Source organism: Teredinibacter purpureus (assembly GCF_014217335.1).
Lineage (GTDB): Bacteria > Pseudomonadota > Gammaproteobacteria > Pseudomonadales > Cellvibrionaceae > Teredinibacter > Teredinibacter purpureus.
Map to the genome: position 1 here is coordinate 1,489,958 of NZ_CP060092.1, position 18,079 is coordinate 1,508,036.

The window sequence follows — 18,079 nt, forward strand, 5'->3', positions numbered from 1 at the left end:
TGTAATAGGTGTTGTAAGCAGGGCATTAGCCATAGAAATAGGTTGCTAGGCCCAAAAATGAGAAAAATCCAACCACGTCGGTGACGGTCGTGAGTGTTACTCCGCCCGCTAATGCAGGATCAATGTTCATGGATTTTAGTGCTGCCGGTAAGAGTGCACCTGCCAGTGCGGCAGTAATTAAATTTATGATCATGGCAGAGCCCAATATGAGTGCGATAGTCATATCGTTAAACCACCAAGCTGCGAGTGCGGCCATTACTGTAGCCCAGAGTAGGCCATTGATAAGGCCTACGCGCACCTCTCGAGACAGTAGCCATCCTAAGTTGCTTGAGCCAATGTGGCCTAACGCCATACCGCGAATCACGACAGTTAGGGTTTGAGAGCCGGCAACGCCGCCCATGCTGGCGACTATCGGCATTAAGATAGCGAGCGCCACTACTTTTTCGATGGTTGCGTCGAATAAACTTATGACAGTGGAGGCGAGTATGGCGGTTAGAAGATTGACGCCGAGCCAGATTGCCCGCCTTGGTGCAGAACGCCGAACGGTAGCGAAGGTGTCTTCATCTTCATCGAGGCCAGCGAGACTCATTAAGGAGTGATCTGCGTCTTCACGAATAACATCGACAACGTCATCGATGGTTATTCGCCCAAGTAATTTGCCGTTTTCGTCTACAACAGGCGCCGATACCCAATCGTGCAGTTCGAACAATTTGGCTACGTCTCTATCGGGCAGGGTGGCCGGTATGGCGTTGGTGTCGGTCACCATGACTTCTCTCACCGTGACGTTCGGATCGGTGGTCAGTAGTTTGGCGAGCGGCAGTATGCCGAGGTAGTCATCTTTGCGATTGACGACGATTAGGCTATCGGTAGAGGGCGGAAGCTCGGTATGACGGCGCAGGTAACGTAGAACAACATCTAAGGTAAATCGCGGACGTACCGTAATCGTATCGGTATTGGTAAGGCCGCCAGCAGTCGCTTCATCGTAGGCAATAACGGCTTCAACGCGGCTTCTGTCTTGGTCGGTCATGGCCTCCAATACTTCTTGAATCACCTGCTCGGGCAATTGCTGGAGGATGTCTACTATGTCATCGGTATCGAGGCCTTCTGTTAGTTCGACAAGCTCTTCGGTGTCCATTTCTTGAAGAAATAGGCTTTGAACGTCATCTGAAAGCTCTTCGAGAACTTCACCGGAAACATCTTTATCGATTAAGTCCCATAGCAGCGTACGCGATTGTGGCGGTGACGATTCTATAAGGTGCGCAATTTCCGGTGGACGCAAACCGTTAAGCATGCGGCGAACCTGTCGGAAGGTTCCGCTATCGAGCAACGCTTGCACTTTGCTGAGGTGCAAATGCGATGGGTTGTCGATTTGTTCGGCGGCCTGAGGCATAAAATCATCCGATTGCGGTGCAGCTATAGGTGGATTGCGCTATTGGGCAGAAATTGTAGCCTTTTCAAAGGCTTCCGCAAATCAATTAATTCCATTGTGAGCAGTTTATTCGGCTTCGTCGAAGCGGTTGTTGATTAAATTTGTGACTGCGGCCATTGCGGCTTCTTCGTCTTCACCTTCGGTGCGAAGCTGTATTTCAGTGCCCTTGGAGGCGGCGAGTAGCATCAGCGACATGATGCTTTTTGCGTCAGTAGATTTGCCGTTGGCGGTGACCTCTGTACGTGCGGAGAAGCGGTTAGCGATATTGGCAAGCTTGGTGGCTGCACGCGCGTGTAGCCCAAGCTTGTTGATTATCTGTAGGTGCTTTTCCTGCATGGGCGCTTCGCTAATGTGGCTGGTGAAGAGTTTATCGGTTGCTGCGTGAGTGTCTGGCGTACGCTGCTAATGGCCGGGTTTGTTCTCGAGTTGTCTGTGACGCGTTTGAACATTTTTATAGTCGTCTTTTAACGCTTTCGCTAGCCTCTCGCACATATAAACCGAGCGATGCCAGCCACCGGTACAGCCAATGGCAAAGGTTAAATAGCTCCGGTTGTTGGCTTCAAAGCGAGGTGTCCATTTGCGTACGAACGTTAATATGTCGTTAAACATTTCTTCGACTTCTGTTTCGCCATTAAGGTAATCAATCACTTTTGGTTCTAGCCCGCTGTGCTCACGTAGCTGCGTGCTCCAATAGGGGTTCGGTAGGCACCGAACGTCAAAAATAAAATCAACATCAACCGGTACGCCATATTTGTAGCCGAATGATTTGAACATAAGCGCTGTACCTTTGCTTTCTTCGCCTACAACAAGGTGTTTGATTGCGCTACGCAATTCATGGAGGCTAAGGCTTGAGGTGTCGATAGTGACATCTGCGGCAGCGGCCATGGGTTGTAGAATCGTTTTCTCCCGCGCGATGGCTTCGTTGAGGCCAATATATTCGTCGGAAAGGGGATGGCGACGTCGGGTTTCACTAAAGCGTTTTAATAGTACTTCGCGAGAACTGTCTAAAAAGACCACTTGATAGTCGTCACGTTTAATAGGGGCGCTTTGTATAAGTTCGGATAACTTGCTGAGGTCACTGTAAATATTGCGAGCGTCTATGCCAATCGCAAAGCGCTGTGCATTGGCTTCGCGAGTGGAGCTTATTTGTTCTATGAGCGCGGGTAAAAGGTTTACAGGCAGGTTGTCTATACAGGTGAAACCTTCATCTTCCAGTAGGTGGAGAGCGGAGGTTTTACCTGAGCCTGATCGACCACTGATGATAAGCAAGTGCATGTGCGGGTATCGCCTTATCTAGTGGGTTATGAACATGATAAGAAAGGGCTATGGGACATTAGTCTTTATTGACTATAGCCAATTTTTTGATATCAGTTTACACCAGCTGCAATACGAAATAGTTCGTGATTGTTGGGACAAGCTCTCAACTCTTCGACATAGCTGGGGTTTTGTAACGCTTCCGCTAGTGTTGCGAGGGCCTGCAGGTGGCTGTCTTCTGCGTCTTCTGGCACTAGCATGGCAAACACTAGATCGATGGGTTCGCCATCAACGGCATCGAAATCTATTGGGGTGTCGAGTGTTAGGCAGGCGCATAGCGTTTCGCCCTTAGTGGCAAAGCGGCAGTGTGGAATGGCGATGCCTTGGCCTATACCGGTTGAGCCCAAGCGTTCGCGCCCCACAAGGTTTTGAAACAGTGCGGTGGCGTCACCTTCGGGCAATGAGTCTGCAAAAATGGTCGCCAAGCTTTCAAGGAGGCGTTTTTTGCTGGCGCCGGTGATATGGGCTTTGCAGCGGTCTTCAGTAAGAATGGAAGAAATTTGCATGAGGTTAAGTTGTTACTAATCCTTTCGGTGGCCTGTGGCTGGGTTAAAAGGCCTATAAAGAGCGGTGCTCTTATGTGTTATTACCCAGCGATTTGGCGCGCATTCTACCAGTATTGTTGCGTGATCCAAGTGTGGAATAGGAATGTAGTTAAAAAAAGTTTCTATTAAGAAAGATAGCGTGTTTTAAACTAGTCGTTTACGTTCGTTTGAGGGAGGGATATGCAGCGATTCTCGGTATTTGGCGATGGTTCTACGCGCCACTTTGATACCTTGTTCGGCGAGTAAGCCGGTAATTTTTGAGTCGCTGAGCGGCTTGCGTTGGTTTTCGGCGGCAACGAGCTTTTTAATGATCGCGCGAATGGCGGTAGATGAGCATTCTCCACCTGTGTCTGTGGCCACGTGGCTCGAAAAGAAGTATTTCAGTTCGAATATACCTTGAGGGGTATGCATATACTTTTGAGTGGTGACACGGGAAATGGTCGACTCGTGCATTTCGACTATTTCTGCGACATCGTGCAACACCATGGGCTTCATGGCTTCTGGCCCATAGTCTAAAAAGCCTTGTTGTTTTTCAACGATACACGTGGAGACCTTTAATAGCGTTTCATTACGGCTTTGTAGGCTTTTGAGAAACCAGCGAGCTTCTTGAAGGTTGTCGCGCAAGAAGGTGTTATCGGAGCTGGAATCTGCTCGTTTCACTAGTGAGGCGTAGCCTGAGTTTATCCGCAGCTTTGGCGCGATATCGGGATTTAATTGGACTTGCCAGCGATTGTTAACTTTGGCAACAAAAACATCGGGTACAACATATTCTGTTTCGTCTGCCCCTATGGATTCGCCGGGGCGAGGGTTCAGGCTCTGAATAACACTGATAACCGATTGGAGCTCGGGCTCCTTTATACGCAGTTTACGCATGAGTTGCTTGAAGTCACGGCTACCCAGTACGTCGAGATAGTCGCGTACTAAGGTTTTGGCTTGCGCTAGGTTGGGGGTATCGTCACTGAGTTGATTCAGCTGAATAAGTAAGCATTCACGTACGTCCTGGCTCAGAACGCCTGGCGGGTCAAACTGCTGTATACGGTGCAGTACGGCGAGAACTTCGTCCATTTCAAGTTCTTCGTGTTGAACCTGTAAACCTGAAAAAATCTCGTCTAATGACAGGCCCAGTATGCCGTTGGGAGCGACGGCGTCTATAAGGGTTTCCGCAATTTCGTTGTCGAGCGCAGACATCGGCGTTAAATTAAGTTGCCAGCTGAGGTGGTCTTGCAGGCTTTCTGAGGTGCCGCGACGAGATTCAAAGTCGTAGTCATCGCCTTCGGGTTTTGAGAGGCCAGAGCCACTTGAAGACGGTTCGTATATGTCGTCCCAACTCGTGTCTACGGCAAGGTCGGTAGGAATGTTGTCGTCATTCCAGTCGCTATCGGGCTGGTCGGGAGCTTCGTTGCTCGTATCACTCGTACTGCTCGTGTTTTCACTACCGTTTAAGGCAGGGTTTTCGCTTTCTTGAGCGGGCGGTTCGCTCTGCTGGGTATTTTCAGTATTGGCGGGAGCGGGTTCATCTATGTCGTCAGATGTTTCGAGCATTGGATTGGAATCCAGTGCTTCTTGAATTTCGGCTTGCAAATCCAGAGTCGAGAGTTGCAGGAGGCGTATTGCCTGTTGCAACTGAGGAGTCATGGTGAGTTGTTGGCCCAGCTTAAGCTGGAGGGTTTGCTTCATAAGGCGATGGCTGATGTCACGACGAGAGTTTGATCAGGCGCCAACCCAAAAGCGGGTGAAAACTAAGCTTGGGGTTGGGGCGTTATGTGTGTAAATCGCCTTTAGTTTAGTCGCGCTGGCGGCCACAAGCAATGCTTTTAAGTGCTTTTGTTAGCAAAGAATGTGCCGCTGTGGCGCAACTTTTTTGTGAGTTGTCAAGCATGAATTGTGTCAAAGAGTAAAGTGTTTGCCAAGGTATACTTCGCGCACTTTTTGGTTATTAAGAACATCATTGGAGGCGCCTTCGGCGATGATATGCCCTTCCGATACGATATAGGCTTTCTCGCAGATATCGAGTGTTTCGCGCACATTGTGGTCCGTTATTAAAACACCGATACCGCGTTGTTTTAAGTGTTGAACAATTTCTTTGATGTCGCTAACTGAAATAGGGTCAACGCCCGCGAAGGGTTCGTCCAGCAATATAAATTGTGGCTCTGTGGCGAGTGCGCGCGCTATTTCAACTCGCCGCCTCTCTCCGCCCGAGAGCGCCATCCCCAAGCTATCGCGAATATGCTGTATGTGAAACTCGTTTAAGAGTTTTTCCATGGCTGCGGTGCGGTCTTTTCGGCGTAAGTCTTTGCGCGTTTCTAGAATGGCCATAATGTTGTCGGCAACGGTTAGCTTGCGAAAAACCGACGCTTCTTGTGGCAAGTAACCCAAACCTTCCCGTGCTCGTTCGTGCATGGAGTAGTGAGTAACATCTTTTTCGCCAATGGAGATTGAGCCTCGATCGGCCTTTACTATGCCCGCAATCATGTAGAAACAGGTGGTTTTACCTGCGCCATTGGGGCCAAGGAGCCCAACAATTTGGCCGTCGTCAACTGAAATGGACACGTCGATAACGACTTTGCGGCCTTTATAGCTTTTTGCCAAATGTTGTGCAGAGAGTGTAGGCATGGGGTTTGTTGGGTGCTCGTTAGGGTTCGACCAGTTCTTCAGTCGATAAGGCTTTAGGGGGGATGACCATTCGTACGCGACGATCGCTGGTGGTCGAGTTTGTATTGCCACCGGCTTTAACCACGGCTTTTTTGACATCGTATTCAATGCGGTTGCCGCTCAAACTTGTCCCTTCTTGTTTAAAGGCCGCATTGTCGATTAGAAATAAGGTCTCGTCGGTAATGCGATACTCTAAACGGTTCGCTTGAGCGGTGACCGGTTCCTGGCCTATGTTGGGTATTTGGCTGAGACGCGCGGGTGAACCGGTAGCCACAACGTGTGAGTAGCTATCGTTTCGGCCGTGTATTACTACGCGTTCAGCGGTGATTTTCATGCTGCCCTGCACAACTATAACGCGACCAGCATAGGTGGTTGTGCCGCTTTGGTCGTCAAGTTCGGCTCTGTCGGCAGATATGTTTAAATCTTGGAAGCGGTCGTCGGGCAAGCCGATAACGTGAACGCTTGCCATGGCTAGGAGGGCACAGCCAAGGTGTCGCAATAGCGAGAGTAGACGGCGAGCGGAATGAATGAAATTAACGTGCAATGTCATGGTGTTTCTTCGCTTGCGCCTGGGTTTCTATGGATTGCGGTAACGCGTTGATGCAGCTGGATTTTACGCGTTTGAAAGTCGGCCGTCATGCCGACTGCATTAATTTCGCCGTAAGGAGACGTTATTTTAACAGGCTCGTCGGTGCGCGCGACTTTTTCTATCGCATTAATACTAAGCGCGTTAGTGCTTAGTTCGGTCATAAAACTGTAGTGGGTAGTTGTATTGAGCGTTGCGTGACTGGGTGGTGCTGTTTGCCAAATGCGTACATTGTTCCAAAGGGTGATTTCTTGTGTGGTACGGATAAGTTTGCCGTCCTCGGCTTCTAGGTGCCAGGGTGACTGCTGTTCGAAAATTGTAAAATGTGGGCTGCTAATTAACGTGTACTCTTCTACGTCATCGTTTTTGTGGGTGGTTTCGGTACGATAGTGTTCTAAGCGTGAGGCCGTAAAAGAGTAGTCGATATTACCGCTGTCGTCGTAGTGCTGAGTAGCGGCATCTTTTGCCACAGCGTAAGGGAAGTGTTGTTGATTATCATCTTGCCATTTGGGGGGCGTGAGTATTTCGTCGGATGAATCCCACAGCATGACGATCACGCTAATGCCTAGGCAAATAAGCAGAAGGTAGAGCCTGTTTTTGGCGATTGCTTTAGCCATAATGAATTAAGTGTCGGTGCGTGTGTATTCATCGAGGGCGCTTTGATAAGTGTCTTGCGCCTTCATAATTAAATCGCATGCTTCGCGAACGGCGCCTTCGCCACCTTTTCGAGAACTCTTCCAGTGAGCGTGATCAACAACGGCGGGATGCGCATTCTGGACGGTTAAGGCTAAGCCAATGCGACACATAACGGTGAGGTCGGGGTAGTCGTCGCCCATAAACGCTATCTGATTGAGTTGATATTGATGTTCTGTGAGCAGCTCTTGCAGAGCGACAAACTTATCTTCGCGGCCTTGTTTTAGTATGGTTAGGCCTAAGTCTTCGGCACGTTTGGCGACTAAGCTGCTGGTACGGCCGGTAATTATGCCCACTTCAACGCCCGAACGGCGCAATAGTTTTATACCTTGGCCATCGAGCGTGTTGAAGGCTTTCATTTCATACCCTTCATTGCTGAAATACAGTTTGCCGTCGGTAAGTACGCCATCAACATCTAATAGTAGTAGTTTAATGTCGCGACATTTATGTTCGATGTGATCGAGAGATAAGTGCTTCATAAAAAAGTGTATTTATACCAATCCTGCTTGCAGCATGTCGTGCATGTGCAATATGCCTATAGGTTTCTGGTTGTCGGCGACAACCAGCGCTGTAATCTTGTATTTTTCCATGATGTTAAAGGCTTCTGCCGCGAGGGCGGTAGGGGCAACTGTTAAGGGGTTGAGGCTCATTACCTCATCAATGGTAGAGGTTTTAACATCGATATTGTTATCAAGGCAGCGGCGCAAATCGCCGTCAGTGAATACGCCGACAAGAGTGCCGGCTGCGTCGATAATTGTCGTCATGCCAAAGCTCTTTTTGCTCATCTCTGACAATGCTTCGAGCAGGCTAGTGCCGTTTGCAACGCACGGCACGGCATCACCGCGGTGCATTATATCGCTTACACGTAATAATAGTTTTCGGCCTAGCGCGCCGCCGGGGTGTGAGAAGGCGAAGTCTTCGGCGGTAAAGCCGCGAGCTTCGAGTAGTGCGACGGCTAAAGCGTCACCCATAACAAGGCTAACGGTGGTGCTAGAAGTAGGGGCTAGGTCGAGTGGGCAGGCTTCGGTTTCCACCTGAATATCAAGGTAGATGTCAGCGGCCTCGCCTAGCGGACTTGTGGGCTTACCGGTCATGGCTATGAGAGGAATACCCATGCGCTTTATCATCGGGAGCAGGGTCATAAGTTCGGGCGATGAGCCCGAGTTCGATATGGCGATAAAGACGTCGTCTCGCGTGACCATACCTAAGTCGCCGTGGCTGGCTTCACCCGGGTGAACGAACAATGCCGGTGTGCCAGTGCTCGCCAGTGTGGCGGCAATTTTCTTGGCAATATGACCCGATTTACCCATGCCCGAGACGACTACGCGACCACGGCATTTTAATAAAATATTACAGGCCTGTTCGAAAGTCTCGTTGATACGATTATGCAGTTGAGCAACCGCGTCGCACTCCATTTTAATTGTGCGTTGCGCAGAGTGAATAAAATCGAAGCTACTCATAATTAACAAGGAAGCCTTTTTTAAGACGTGGTCGTTTGGAAAAGTACAACATAATAACCGATGTAACCACATAGAAGGGTAACGCCGACCCAGCGACCAATGGCTGCGTCTTTTGTTTTTCGGTTAAACCATAATGTTTTTACAATGAGCAGAGCGAGAAGTAAGGTAAGCCCGAGCATAACGAGATAATCGCGGCTAAAAACAGAATTCTCCATTGTGGTGGTGGATACGATGCCGGGGATGGCCATTACGGCCATTAAATTAAACATGTTTGAGCCTATGATATTACCTAAGGCGATATCATGATGGCCTTTTAAGGCGCTGATCATTGTGGCGGCAAGTTCGGGCAAACTAGTGCCAATGGCGATAACGGTTAGGCCGATAATTAAGGGGCTTACGCCAGCCAGTTCGGCGGCAGACCGTGCGCCCCATACCAGCACTTCCGAGCTTACCATTAGCATGACCAAACCAATAACAAACCACATTATGGCGTGGTTGCGTGGCATATCGGCCATTTCTTCCTCTTCTGCAATTTCGGTAGCGGTAAATTCTCGTTGTTTTACGCGCACCAAATAAAGAAGTGCTGGCGCAATCATGCCAAGCAGTATTACACCTTCTACCCACGTTAACGTAGCATCGAACAGAAAGTACCCCGAAAGACCGGTTATCAACAATAATATAGGGAGTTCGTGGTGAAGTATGTGCCGTTGAACGGGAATAGTTGCCACAATGGTGGTAGCGGCAAGCACTAAGCCAATGTTGGCAATGTTTGAACCCAGTGCGTTGCCCACCGCCAAGTCGCCGGCACCTTTCAGTGATGCACTAATGGACACCATTATTTCAGGGGCGGAAGTGCCGAATGAGACAATGGTGAGGCCAATAATGAGTGGCGCAACGCCAAGTGATCGAGCAATAGACGCCGCTCCACCGACAAAACGATCGGCACTCCAGATAAGGCCTACGAACCCGATCAGAATGGCAATAGTCACCTGAGCGATAAACGGTATAGATTCCAGCATAGAGCGTGTGTCTCGATTTTTTAAAGTGTGCAACCGTCAAAAACAGCTGTTGCCGAACCAGCTCATTCTTTAAAATGACGTTTTTTAGGCCTTGCTAGGCACCGCTGGCACTTGAGTTTTGACGAAAGGCCGCAATCTTATAGCGGCCGCTTGCCTATGCGCAACGTCAATCAGCTTATATTCAGTTTTCTCCCCTTATTATGGGGATCTGTGAACTTGCACGCGAACCTTCGCTCCAAGTTTTTTGTTGTAAGCATTATGTATTCCGTTTTTAAGGAGGGAGTTCGTGAATTCACCTGTTGTTAGTATCCCCAATCCACGCGGTTCTATGTCGTTATTTTCAACCGTTTTGGTTTTTGCCGTTTGTTTGATGGCACCTTTGTTGGGGCATGCTCAGCCAAATAACGATAGCCTGTTGAGTGAACCGAGTAAGGTTGTTGAGACGCTTACACGTCAGTTATTAGATGTGGCGCGTAATGGTCAAACCCAATTAAAAGAAAACCCTGAAGATTTTTATACCGACATCGAGTCGGTATTAGAGCCTATGGTGAGCTTTCGTTACATTGCAAAAAACGTCATGGGGCCGGCCTATTGGAATCAAGCCGATGACGCACAAAAGCAAGCCTTCTTGACTGTTTTTAAGCGTAGTTTGGTTGAAACCTACGTAAAAGGTATGTCGCAAAATCTAGACTACGATATAGCGCTCTTACCGGATAAAAGTACGGTTGACTCGAGGGTTGCGAAAATTGTTCAAAAAATTACCAGCCCAGAAGACGCTACGTTGATCGTTTATTCGTTAGGTTTAGGGACGTCGGGTCAGTGGAAAGTGCTCAATGTTGTGTTAGATGGTGTTAATTTAGGTAGTACATTTCGTGGGCAATTTGCGCAAGCTATGAAAGATAATGGCGGCAACCTTGATGCTTCTATTGCTGGATGGGCAGGTAAAAGCTAAAGCTTCGAGAAAGTACATGACTAGATTCCAGTAAAGCGGGTGCTATGCACCCGCTTTTTGATTAAAATGGCGGCCCTTTGAACGGTGTTGGATAAAATCAGCGCCGTTGTAGTCACAGATGTTCACTTCCTAAAGGCCCCGTTCATGCAGCCAGATGAAATCAAATCCGTATTGGAATCTTCTATAGAGCAAGCGCAAGTGGAGGTTTCCAGTGATGGTAGCCACGTTAGCGTTGTTATCATAAGCCCCGCTTTCGAAGGCTTAACCCCCGTCAAAAAACAACAGCTCGTATACTCTGTACTGCAAGACGCTATTGCCAGTGGCGCCATTCATGCTGTGCAGATGAAAACTTACACGCCCGCTCAATGGGCGGCGCAGAACGCTTGATCTAACCTTCGCACGCGTTTTGAGGTGCAACAGTCGGTAGTAATATTGTATGGATAAACTGATTATTCAAGGCGGCCCAAAGATCTGTGGAGAGATACGTATCTCCGGTTCTAAAAATTCGGGTTTGCCTATTCTAGCGGCGACGTTGTTGGCGAATGGGCCAATGAATATCTGCAATTTACCTCATTTAAACGATATCACCACTATGTTGGCGCTTTTACGCTGCATGGGGGTCGGCATTACGATAAATGAAAATATGGCGGTAGAAGTTGACCCTACCACCCTAACGGACCATGAGGCGCCTTATGAACTGGTTAAAACCATGCGCGCGTCTATTTTGGTTTTAGGGCCTACCTTGGCCAAATTTGGTAAGGCCGATGTATCTTTCCCCGGTGGCTGTGCCATTGGTAGTCGTCCCGTGGATATACATTTGCGTGGTTTAGAAGCGATGGGCGCGGAAATTGAAGTGGACGGTGGTTATATTCGTGCACGTGCACCCAATGGTTTGAAGGGTACGCACTTTGTAATGGATGTGGTTACCGTTGGCGGCACAGAAAATTTACTTATGGCTGCGACTTTGGCTGAAGGTACCACCATTCTAGAAAATGCTGCCCGAGAGCCGGAAGTTGTCGACTTAGCAGAATGCTTGGTGGCAATGGGCGCAAAAATTACCGGTATTGGTTCGAACCGTTTAGAAATTGAAGGTGTTAAAGCGTTAAACGGCTGTACTTATACCGTTATGCCAGATCGGATTGAAACGGGGACCTATCTCGTTGCCGCAGCGGCCACGGGTGGTTCGATTAAATTGCGTGATACTCGAGCCGATATTCTCACCGCGGTTATACATAAGCTGGAAGAAGCCGGTGCTGAAATTTCGGTTGAAGGCGATACTATTTCGCTTGAAATGCATGGCAAACGGCCAAAAGCGGTGAACTTACGAACAGCTCCGTACCCGGCGTTTCCAACCGATATGCAAGCGCAGTTTACGGCCATGAACGCTGTTGCGATTGGGACATCGGCTGTTACTGAAACAATTTTCGAGAACCGCTTGATCCAAGTCCATGAGTTAAACCGCATGGGTGCCAACATAACGCTCGAAGGCAATACGGCTTTAATTACCGGTGTTGAACGTTTAACCGGTGCTCCTGTAATGGCCACGGATTTACGCGCATCGGCTAGTTTGGTTATTGCGGCCATGACCGCTGAAGGTGAAACCTTAGTGGATCGAATTTACCATATCGATCGTGGCTATGAATGTATTGAAGAAAAACTTCAGCAGTTGGGCGTGAATATTCGTCGCGTTCCGGGTTAAGCGCACACGCGCTCATTAGCCGTAAAATTGTAAACTTATCGAGCGTTTGCTCATAAAAGGAACAGACTTATGTCGCCACTAACAATCGCTCTAACCAAAGGGCGTATATTGAAGGAAACCTTGCCGTTATTGGCCGCCGCAGGGATCGAGCCTTTAGAAGATATCGAAAAAAGCCGTAAGCTTACGTTTGAAACAAGTTCGCAAAATGTTCGGTTGCTAATTTTGCGCGGCATAGATGTGCCGACTTATGTTGAATTTGGAGCTGCAGATGTAGGGGTTTCGGGTAAAGATACGTTAATAGAGCATAACAGTAAGAGCTATTACGAGCCGCTGGATTTGCACATTGCAACGTGCAAAATGATGACTGCCGGTATTAAAGGTGAATCGTTGAAGCCGGGCCGTATTCGTGTGGCTACCAAGTACGTTAATGTTGCAAAGCGCTACTATGCCGAGCAGGGCAGGCAAGCGGAGATTATTAAGCTTTATGGGGCGATGGAATTAGCCCCTGTCATGAACTTATGTGATGAGATTGTTGATATCGTAGATACTGGCAATACCTTGCGGGCAAACGGATTGGAACCGCGCGATGAAATCTGTGATATTAGCTCACGTCTTATTGTTAATAAGGCGTCAATGAAAATGAAACACCGCGAAATTGAAGCGTTAATCGATGCGGTGGGCGCAGCGGTAAAAGAAACTCAACCTGCATAATAACTAGATATAACGAGAACATAGCAATGTTGATAAACCGATTAAATACAGCCGACAGCAATTTCACTCAGCGCATACGCGAGTTGTTGCGTTGGGAAGACGCTGTGAATAATGATGTAAACAATGTAGTGAGCGATATCCTAGCTCGCATTCGCACAGAAGGTGACGACGCCCTCGTTGAGTTTACGAATCGGTTTGATCATCGCAATGTTAAGAAAGCCTCTGAATTTATTATTGAAAGCCCGCAGTTAAAAGAAGCCTTGGAACGTATTCCGAAGGAGCAGGCTGATGCATTATGGCTGGCGGCAGAGCGTATTGAGCTATACCACTTACATCAAAAACAAGAGTCTTGGCAGTACACCGAAGATAACGGCACGGTACTGGGCCAAAAAGTAACGCCTTTAGACCGTGTTGGTTTGTATGCGCCAGGCGGTAAAGCCGCGTACCCGTCCTCCATCTTGATGGCGGCTCTACCCGCGAAAGTTGCCGGTGTTCCAGAAGTCGTTTTGGTAACGCCTACACCGAATGGTGATTATAACGATATTGTCTTGGCTGCTGCCGCGGTCGCAGGCGTTTCTCGTGTTGTGACCATTGGCGGTGCGCAGGCCATTGGAGCTTTGGCTTACGGAACGGCGACCATTCCGAAAGTGGATAAAATTGTTGGGCCGGGCAATATCTATGTTTCTACAGCAAAACGACAAGTTTTTGGTGCTGTTGATATCGATATGATTGCTGGTCCGTCTGAAATATTGATTGTATGTGACGGCCTTACCGATCCAGATTGGGTCGCGATGGATCTGTTTTCACAAGCCGAGCACGATGAAAATGCACAGGCGATATTGATCTGCCCAGATACTGACTATTTAAATCGTGTGGAAGCCAGTATTGAAAAATTACTTCCAACTTTATCGCGCGCCGATATTGCAAGCGTGTCATTGAAAAATCGCGGCGCGTTAATCGAAGTGAAAGATATGGCGGAAGCCGTTCAGCTGGCGAACTATATTGCGCCCGAACATTTGGAATTGTCGGTAGAAAACCCAGAAACTTTGGTCGACGATATTCGTCATGCTGGCGCTATTTTTATGGGTCGTCATACCTCTGAATCTCTTGGGGATTATTGCGCAGGGCCGAATCATGTACTGCCCACTTCAGGTACCGCACGTTTTTCGTCGCCCCTAGGCGTTTATGACTACGTTAAACGCTCTTCCATTATTCACTGCTCAGAGCAGGGTGCATCGGAGCTGGGCAAGATCGCCTCGATATTGGCGCGCAGTGAGCGATTAGAAGCGCACGCACGATCAGCTGAGTACCGCATTAAAAAGTAAGCGAAGACGGCAGTGCATTAATCCGCCCTTAGGTTTATACAGGTTTCTTCTTTCTAATTTTATTTGGGGGTGTCCGTTTATGAGTAAGGTTCTACCGTTTCTTTTTGCACTTGGAGAAAAATGGCAAGCGTGGCTCGCCATATTCATGGTATGTGTTGGTCTTGAGGCTGGCGCTATCTATTTTCAAGAAGTACTCATGTACTACCCCTGTGAACTGTGTATTTACACGCGCGTATGGATGACGGCCATGGCTTTGTTCGCGCTAGTGGCCATTCCTTTGCGCCATAACGTATGGGCGAGACGCGCCTGTATTGTCATTCAGTTGGTTTTAACGTTTGGTTTGATTCGGGTAGTGTGGAAGCTGCTGGGTATTGAATACGGATGGGGGCCTGATGGCGCGTGTAGTTTATACGCAAATTTCCCTCAGTGGGCACCGTTAGACGAGTGGCTGCCGGTTCTATTCAAAGTACAAGATTCGTGTGCCGCTACGCCTAAAGTGCTGTTTAGCCTGTCCATGGCAGATGGCTTGGCAGTGGTGTCGAGTGGTGTGTTTCTAGCGCTAGCCTTTGCTCTGTGGGGAAGTTTTCGGCCCGTGAAAATGTAATGTCTGCGGTAAGTATTCAGCAACGCTTACGTTCTTTGGCAAGCCCTACTATAGCCGAACACTCTTTGCGGTTTTTTAAAACTGGCAAAGGAGAGTATGGCGAGGGCGATCAATTTCTTGGCCTTCGTGTTCCAGCGCTGCGAGCAGAAGTTAAACGGAGCCATGACGAGCCTCTCGGTGAGATCCAAAAAATACTGCATTCGCCTTATCATGAAGAGCGTTTGTTTGCATTGTATGTGCTGGTAAAAAAATTTGGTTTAGCCAGAAAAGATAAAGAGGCTCAACGCAAAATTTATCAGCTCTACCTTGAGAGCACTCTTTATATTAATAATTGGGATTTAGTGGACAGTAGCGCATACCAGATAATTGGTGGCTACTTGCTCGATAAAAGCCGTAAACCTCTGTATCGGCTGGCGAAATCAGACGGGTGGTGGGAGCGCAGAATTTCAATGATTGCGTGCTTTCAGTTTATACGTCATAACGACTTAGATGATGCGCTTGAACTGTCGAAGCAGTTTTTACTTGATGAACACGACTTAATGCATAAAGCGGTAGGCTGGATGTTGAGAGAGGTGGGAAAGCGCGACGAATCGCGCGAACTACAGTTTCTCGACCAGTATTATACCGTTATGCCACGGACTATGCTGCGTTATGCCATAGAGAAGTTTTCGCCAGAGGTGCGTGCGAGTTTTCTATCGGGTACGCGTTAGCTTTGCCATGCAAAACTAACTTTAGCGAAAACAGAACGTGAATCTTTTTCTATCCCTTCTAGAGTGTCATCCTGAAACCCTCTATCAGCAAAACCTAAATAGAAAAGGCTTTGAGCGTTAAGCTTGTATGAGTACATGATTTGGCTAGAAAAAAGCTTATCAACGGCATTTACATTGTTGTCGTCATCAGAATCAAAGTTGGCTTGGTATAGCGCCGCATTACGTTGGATGTCGGTGTACTGCATGACCAACTTTAGTTGGTTGCGAATATCAAACTGATAGCTAAGGCGCAAATCGGTTTGATTGGCTGAATACAGTTTTCCGCCGTCCAGCTGTTGTAATGAGTCTGTTCGAATTGCCGTAGGATTAGCCGCTGTATCTATGGTGCTGTAGTTATGCGCGAGCCTCGCATTTAAGTGGTTGCTCAGCTGAAAATTGAGTGTAATGTTGGCCCTTGTAGTTGTGCCCGGCTGACTATTAGTATAGTCGATTGTGTCACCGTAAAGTGCAAACATTTGAAGCTGTAGGTTTGAAAGTGGTCGAAAGCTGAGGTAAGCCTCTAAGAGTGCTTCATCGAAATAGTCCCCGCCAGAATTAAAATCCCCTTCGTAGAACTTCTCCGCCGCAATCGCACCGAGCCGAGCGTATGATTGCAGGGTTCCATTGATAGCGGCAAATAGTTTAAGCTGATTTTTTAAGCGCTTATCATTTTGATCATGCACATAATCCCAGTCAAACCAAAGGTAGGAGCGAGTGATAGCACTATTGGTATCGCCGTAATATTTGCGTTCGCCTTCAAGTGAAATCATTTTGTAATCGGCAGAGCTATTAAAACCCATGTCGGCTCGAAAGCCCGAGCCCACGTTTTTGTAGTTGGCTTCTAACCGATAATCTCGCGTATCTCGGATAAAGTCTAACGCAACTGCATGGCCTTGTTGTTGCTCCTCTAAATTGAATTCGTGTTGCAGGCTAAGTGGGTTCGCGCTGTCTGAAAAGGCTGTTTGATAGCGGATTTTGTCTTTTTCACCCAGCCAAATATGGCCGTCGATGGAAGCAACGATATTGCGATAGTCCTCGGCCTGCCGTGTGGTTATTAATGCGCCGAATTGATTGCGTGCACCTATGTCCATCCGGTAACGCGCAATACCTATATTGCTGCCAATCGGTGTATCGTTATCTTCGTCGATCGGGTCTTCTATTACATATTCTGCAACATCTGAACTTTGATTGCCGGGTAGTAAAAAGGTCGTTGCGTTATCGTCGGCCATCAAAATGCCGTAGGCATGCGGGCCGCTCTTCCCCGTGAGTTTTACGCCAATATCCGGTTCGGCAATGTTGCGTGTGTGCACGAGATTAAAATTTCGGGTGGTGAAGTAATCCGAGCCGTCTAGAAAGAAAGGCCTGCGTTCTGGTAAAAACAGAGAGTAGGTATTGTTGACATTAAGTTGTGCGGCATCGGCTTCAATCTGTGAAAAATCTGGGTTTATAGTGGCGTTTACGACGGCGTTCTCGGTTATGCCCCAGCGTAAATCAAGTCCTGGTTGGGAATCTGTATCGCCTTTGTCCCAATCACCAGGTACGTCGTCGCGCGTGTTATTTTTGCTGAGCGTGAGTGTTGGTGTAAGTTGAAAATTATTGCCGGGTTTTACATTCGTAAAGCCCGAGACTTTATGGTATTGGCAAAGGTTACAGCTAATATTGGGGTCGCGTTGTATGTGTGTAAGCCAACGCGTTATGTCGCGTGGGTAAGCTCGGAAAATACCTACGCCCCAAGTAAGTTCCCCAGTACTGTTGGGAAACCGGAGTGCGCGAAAAGGAATACTGATCTCTGCTGTCCAGCCGTCGTCGGTAATCTTTGCCGCGCTATACCAAATGCCGTTCCATGCGGTAGTGGCCCTCCAGCCATTGGTGTCATCCACTCGGCCGTCTTGCTGAACGCCAAAGGGGTTGACATAAAACTCATAGCCATTGCGCTCACCATCAAACGTGTCGAGCACAATTCCCACCATATCATCGCCCCATATGGCATCTCGATCCGAGAGGTGAGCACGGATATTTTCAGGGTTAGGGTCATATGCGTGTATGGCGAGATGTAAACTTTCGCCATCTTCATATAGATAAGCAGAGGTTTTGATATCGGTAGGAATACCTTCGCCTGGATTGTTTTCAAACGCTAAGTCAAAAGGTGTGGCTTGTTGCCAAACCTGTTCGTCTAGAACACCATCTAATGTGGGGGCTATGGCTATATGGGTAAGAGCTAATCTGTTTTGTGAATAAGCCGATGGAGAAAACAATAAAAAAAGAGAGGAAACAAAAATACAAAGAGACGAGGGCAAAAATTGAAACATGTTGCGAGAAAACTCCACTAGCACCAATACAT

General features: G+C 48.1%; 19 protein-coding genes. 7 read left to right on the plus strand and 12 right to left on the minus strand.

The features are described from left to right. Positions 1–25 precede the first annotated feature (25 nt). From mgtE to H5647_RS06675, 11 genes are all read right to left on the minus strand, one after another. Positions 26–1,390: a magnesium transporter gene (mgtE, locus tag H5647_RS06625; protein ID WP_045857295.1), complete on the minus strand. Its 1,365-nt coding sequence runs from the start codon at positions 1,388–1,390 to the stop codon at positions 26–28. Positions 1,391–1,495: 105 nt separating this feature from the next. Next, positions 1,496–1,765, minus strand: coding sequence for an HPr family phosphocarrier protein (locus H5647_RS06630; RefSeq protein ID WP_045857296.1), 270 nt, complete (start codon positions 1,763–1,765; stop codon positions 1,496–1,498). 66 nt (positions 1,766–1,831) lie between these two features. Beyond that, positions 1,832–2,704 carry an RNase adapter RapZ gene (rapZ, locus tag H5647_RS06635; protein WP_045857298.1) on the minus strand — a complete coding sequence of 291 codons (873 nt, stop codon included), beginning with the start codon at positions 2,702–2,704 and terminating at the stop codon, positions 1,832–1,834. 92 nt (positions 2,705–2,796) lie between these two features. Beyond that, positions 2,797–3,249, minus strand: coding sequence for a PTS sugar transporter subunit IIA (locus H5647_RS06640; protein WP_045857301.1), 453 nt, complete (start codon positions 3,247–3,249; stop codon positions 2,797–2,799). A gap of 183 nt (positions 3,250–3,432) precedes the next feature. Next, positions 3,433–4,965, minus strand: a complete 1,533-nt coding sequence (locus H5647_RS06645) for an RNA polymerase factor sigma-54 (protein WP_045857303.1) — start codon at positions 4,963–4,965, stop codon at positions 3,433–3,435. 210 nt (positions 4,966–5,175) lie between these two features. Then, entirely contained in the window at positions 5,176–5,901 is a 726-nt protein-coding gene (gene lptB / locus H5647_RS06650) for an LPS export ABC transporter ATP-binding protein (RefSeq protein ID WP_045857305.1), read from the minus strand. Between the two features lie 19 nt (positions 5,902–5,920). Then, a complete protein-coding gene (gene lptA / locus H5647_RS06655) occupies positions 5,921–6,490 on the minus strand; it encodes a lipopolysaccharide transport periplasmic protein LptA (RefSeq protein WP_052691909.1) in 570 nt (189 codons plus the stop codon). Continuing rightward, on the minus strand, positions 6,487–7,143 hold the full coding sequence (lptC, locus tag H5647_RS06660; protein ID WP_236074802.1) for an LPS export ABC transporter periplasmic protein LptC: 657 nt from the start codon (positions 7,141–7,143) through the stop codon (positions 6,487–6,489). The genes lptA and lptC overlap by 4 nt, the downstream gene beginning before the upstream one ends. Positions 7,144–7,149: 6 nt before the next feature. Then, positions 7,150–7,698 carry a KdsC family phosphatase gene (locus H5647_RS06665; RefSeq protein WP_045857307.1) on the minus strand — a complete coding sequence of 183 codons (549 nt, stop codon included), beginning with the start codon at positions 7,696–7,698 and terminating at the stop codon, positions 7,150–7,152. A 12-nt stretch (positions 7,699–7,710) separates the two neighbouring features. Continuing rightward, complete coding sequence (locus H5647_RS06670; protein ID WP_045857309.1) at positions 7,711–8,679, minus strand: KpsF/GutQ family sugar-phosphate isomerase; 969 nt, start codon at positions 8,677–8,679, stop codon at positions 7,711–7,713. A 20-nt stretch (positions 8,680–8,699) separates the two neighbouring features. Next, positions 8,700–9,698, minus strand: a complete 999-nt coding sequence (locus H5647_RS06675) for a calcium/sodium antiporter (RefSeq protein WP_045857311.1) — start codon at positions 9,696–9,698, stop codon at positions 8,700–8,702. 286 nt (positions 9,699–9,984) lie between these two features. Between H5647_RS06675 and H5647_RS06680 the strand changes: the two genes are divergently transcribed. The 7 genes from H5647_RS06680 to H5647_RS06710 all read left to right on the plus strand — a co-directional run bounded on the left by H5647_RS06680 (position 9,985) and on the right by H5647_RS06710 (position 15,699). Continuing rightward, positions 9,985–10,650 carry an MlaC/ttg2D family ABC transporter substrate-binding protein gene (locus H5647_RS06680; RefSeq protein ID WP_052691910.1) on the plus strand — a complete coding sequence of 222 codons (666 nt, stop codon included), beginning with the start codon at positions 9,985–9,987 and terminating at the stop codon, positions 10,648–10,650. A gap of 144 nt (positions 10,651–10,794) precedes the next feature. Further along, entirely contained in the window at positions 10,795–11,037 is a 243-nt protein-coding gene (locus H5647_RS06685; protein ID WP_045861159.1) for a BolA family protein, read from the plus strand. Positions 11,038–11,086: 49 nt separating this feature from the next. Further along, positions 11,087–12,349 carry a UDP-N-acetylglucosamine 1-carboxyvinyltransferase gene (murA, locus tag H5647_RS06690; protein ID WP_045857313.1) on the plus strand — a complete coding sequence of 421 codons (1,263 nt, stop codon included), beginning with the start codon at positions 11,087–11,089 and terminating at the stop codon, positions 12,347–12,349. A gap of 69 nt (positions 12,350–12,418) precedes the next feature. Beyond that, the gene (gene hisG / locus H5647_RS06695; protein ID WP_045857314.1) at positions 12,419–13,060 is read left to right on the plus strand and encodes an ATP phosphoribosyltransferase; all 642 of its coding nucleotides are present in this window, start codon (positions 12,419–12,421) and stop codon (positions 13,058–13,060) included. Between the two features lie 26 nt (positions 13,061–13,086). Continuing rightward, the gene (gene hisD, locus H5647_RS06700; RefSeq protein ID WP_045857316.1) at positions 13,087–14,385 is read left to right on the plus strand and encodes a histidinol dehydrogenase; all 1,299 of its coding nucleotides are present in this window, start codon (positions 13,087–13,089) and stop codon (positions 14,383–14,385) included. Positions 14,386–14,464: 79 nt separating this feature from the next. Next, entirely contained in the window at positions 14,465–14,989 is a 525-nt protein-coding gene (locus H5647_RS06705; protein ID WP_045857318.1) for a disulfide bond formation protein B, read from the plus strand. Beyond that, positions 14,989–15,699 (plus strand): DNA alkylation repair protein, encoded by a 711-nt coding sequence (locus H5647_RS06710; protein WP_045857320.1) that lies wholly within the window; start codon positions 14,989–14,991, stop codon positions 15,697–15,699. The genes H5647_RS06705 and H5647_RS06710 overlap by 1 nt, the downstream gene beginning before the upstream one ends. Here H5647_RS06710 and H5647_RS06715 read toward each other — a convergent pair. Next, positions 15,696–18,047 (minus strand): carbohydrate binding family 9 domain-containing protein, encoded by a 2,352-nt coding sequence (locus tag H5647_RS06715; RefSeq protein ID WP_045857322.1) that lies wholly within the window; start codon positions 18,045–18,047, stop codon positions 15,696–15,698. The genes H5647_RS06710 and H5647_RS06715 overlap by 4 nt on opposite strands. Positions 18,048–18,079: the final 32 nt, after the last annotated feature.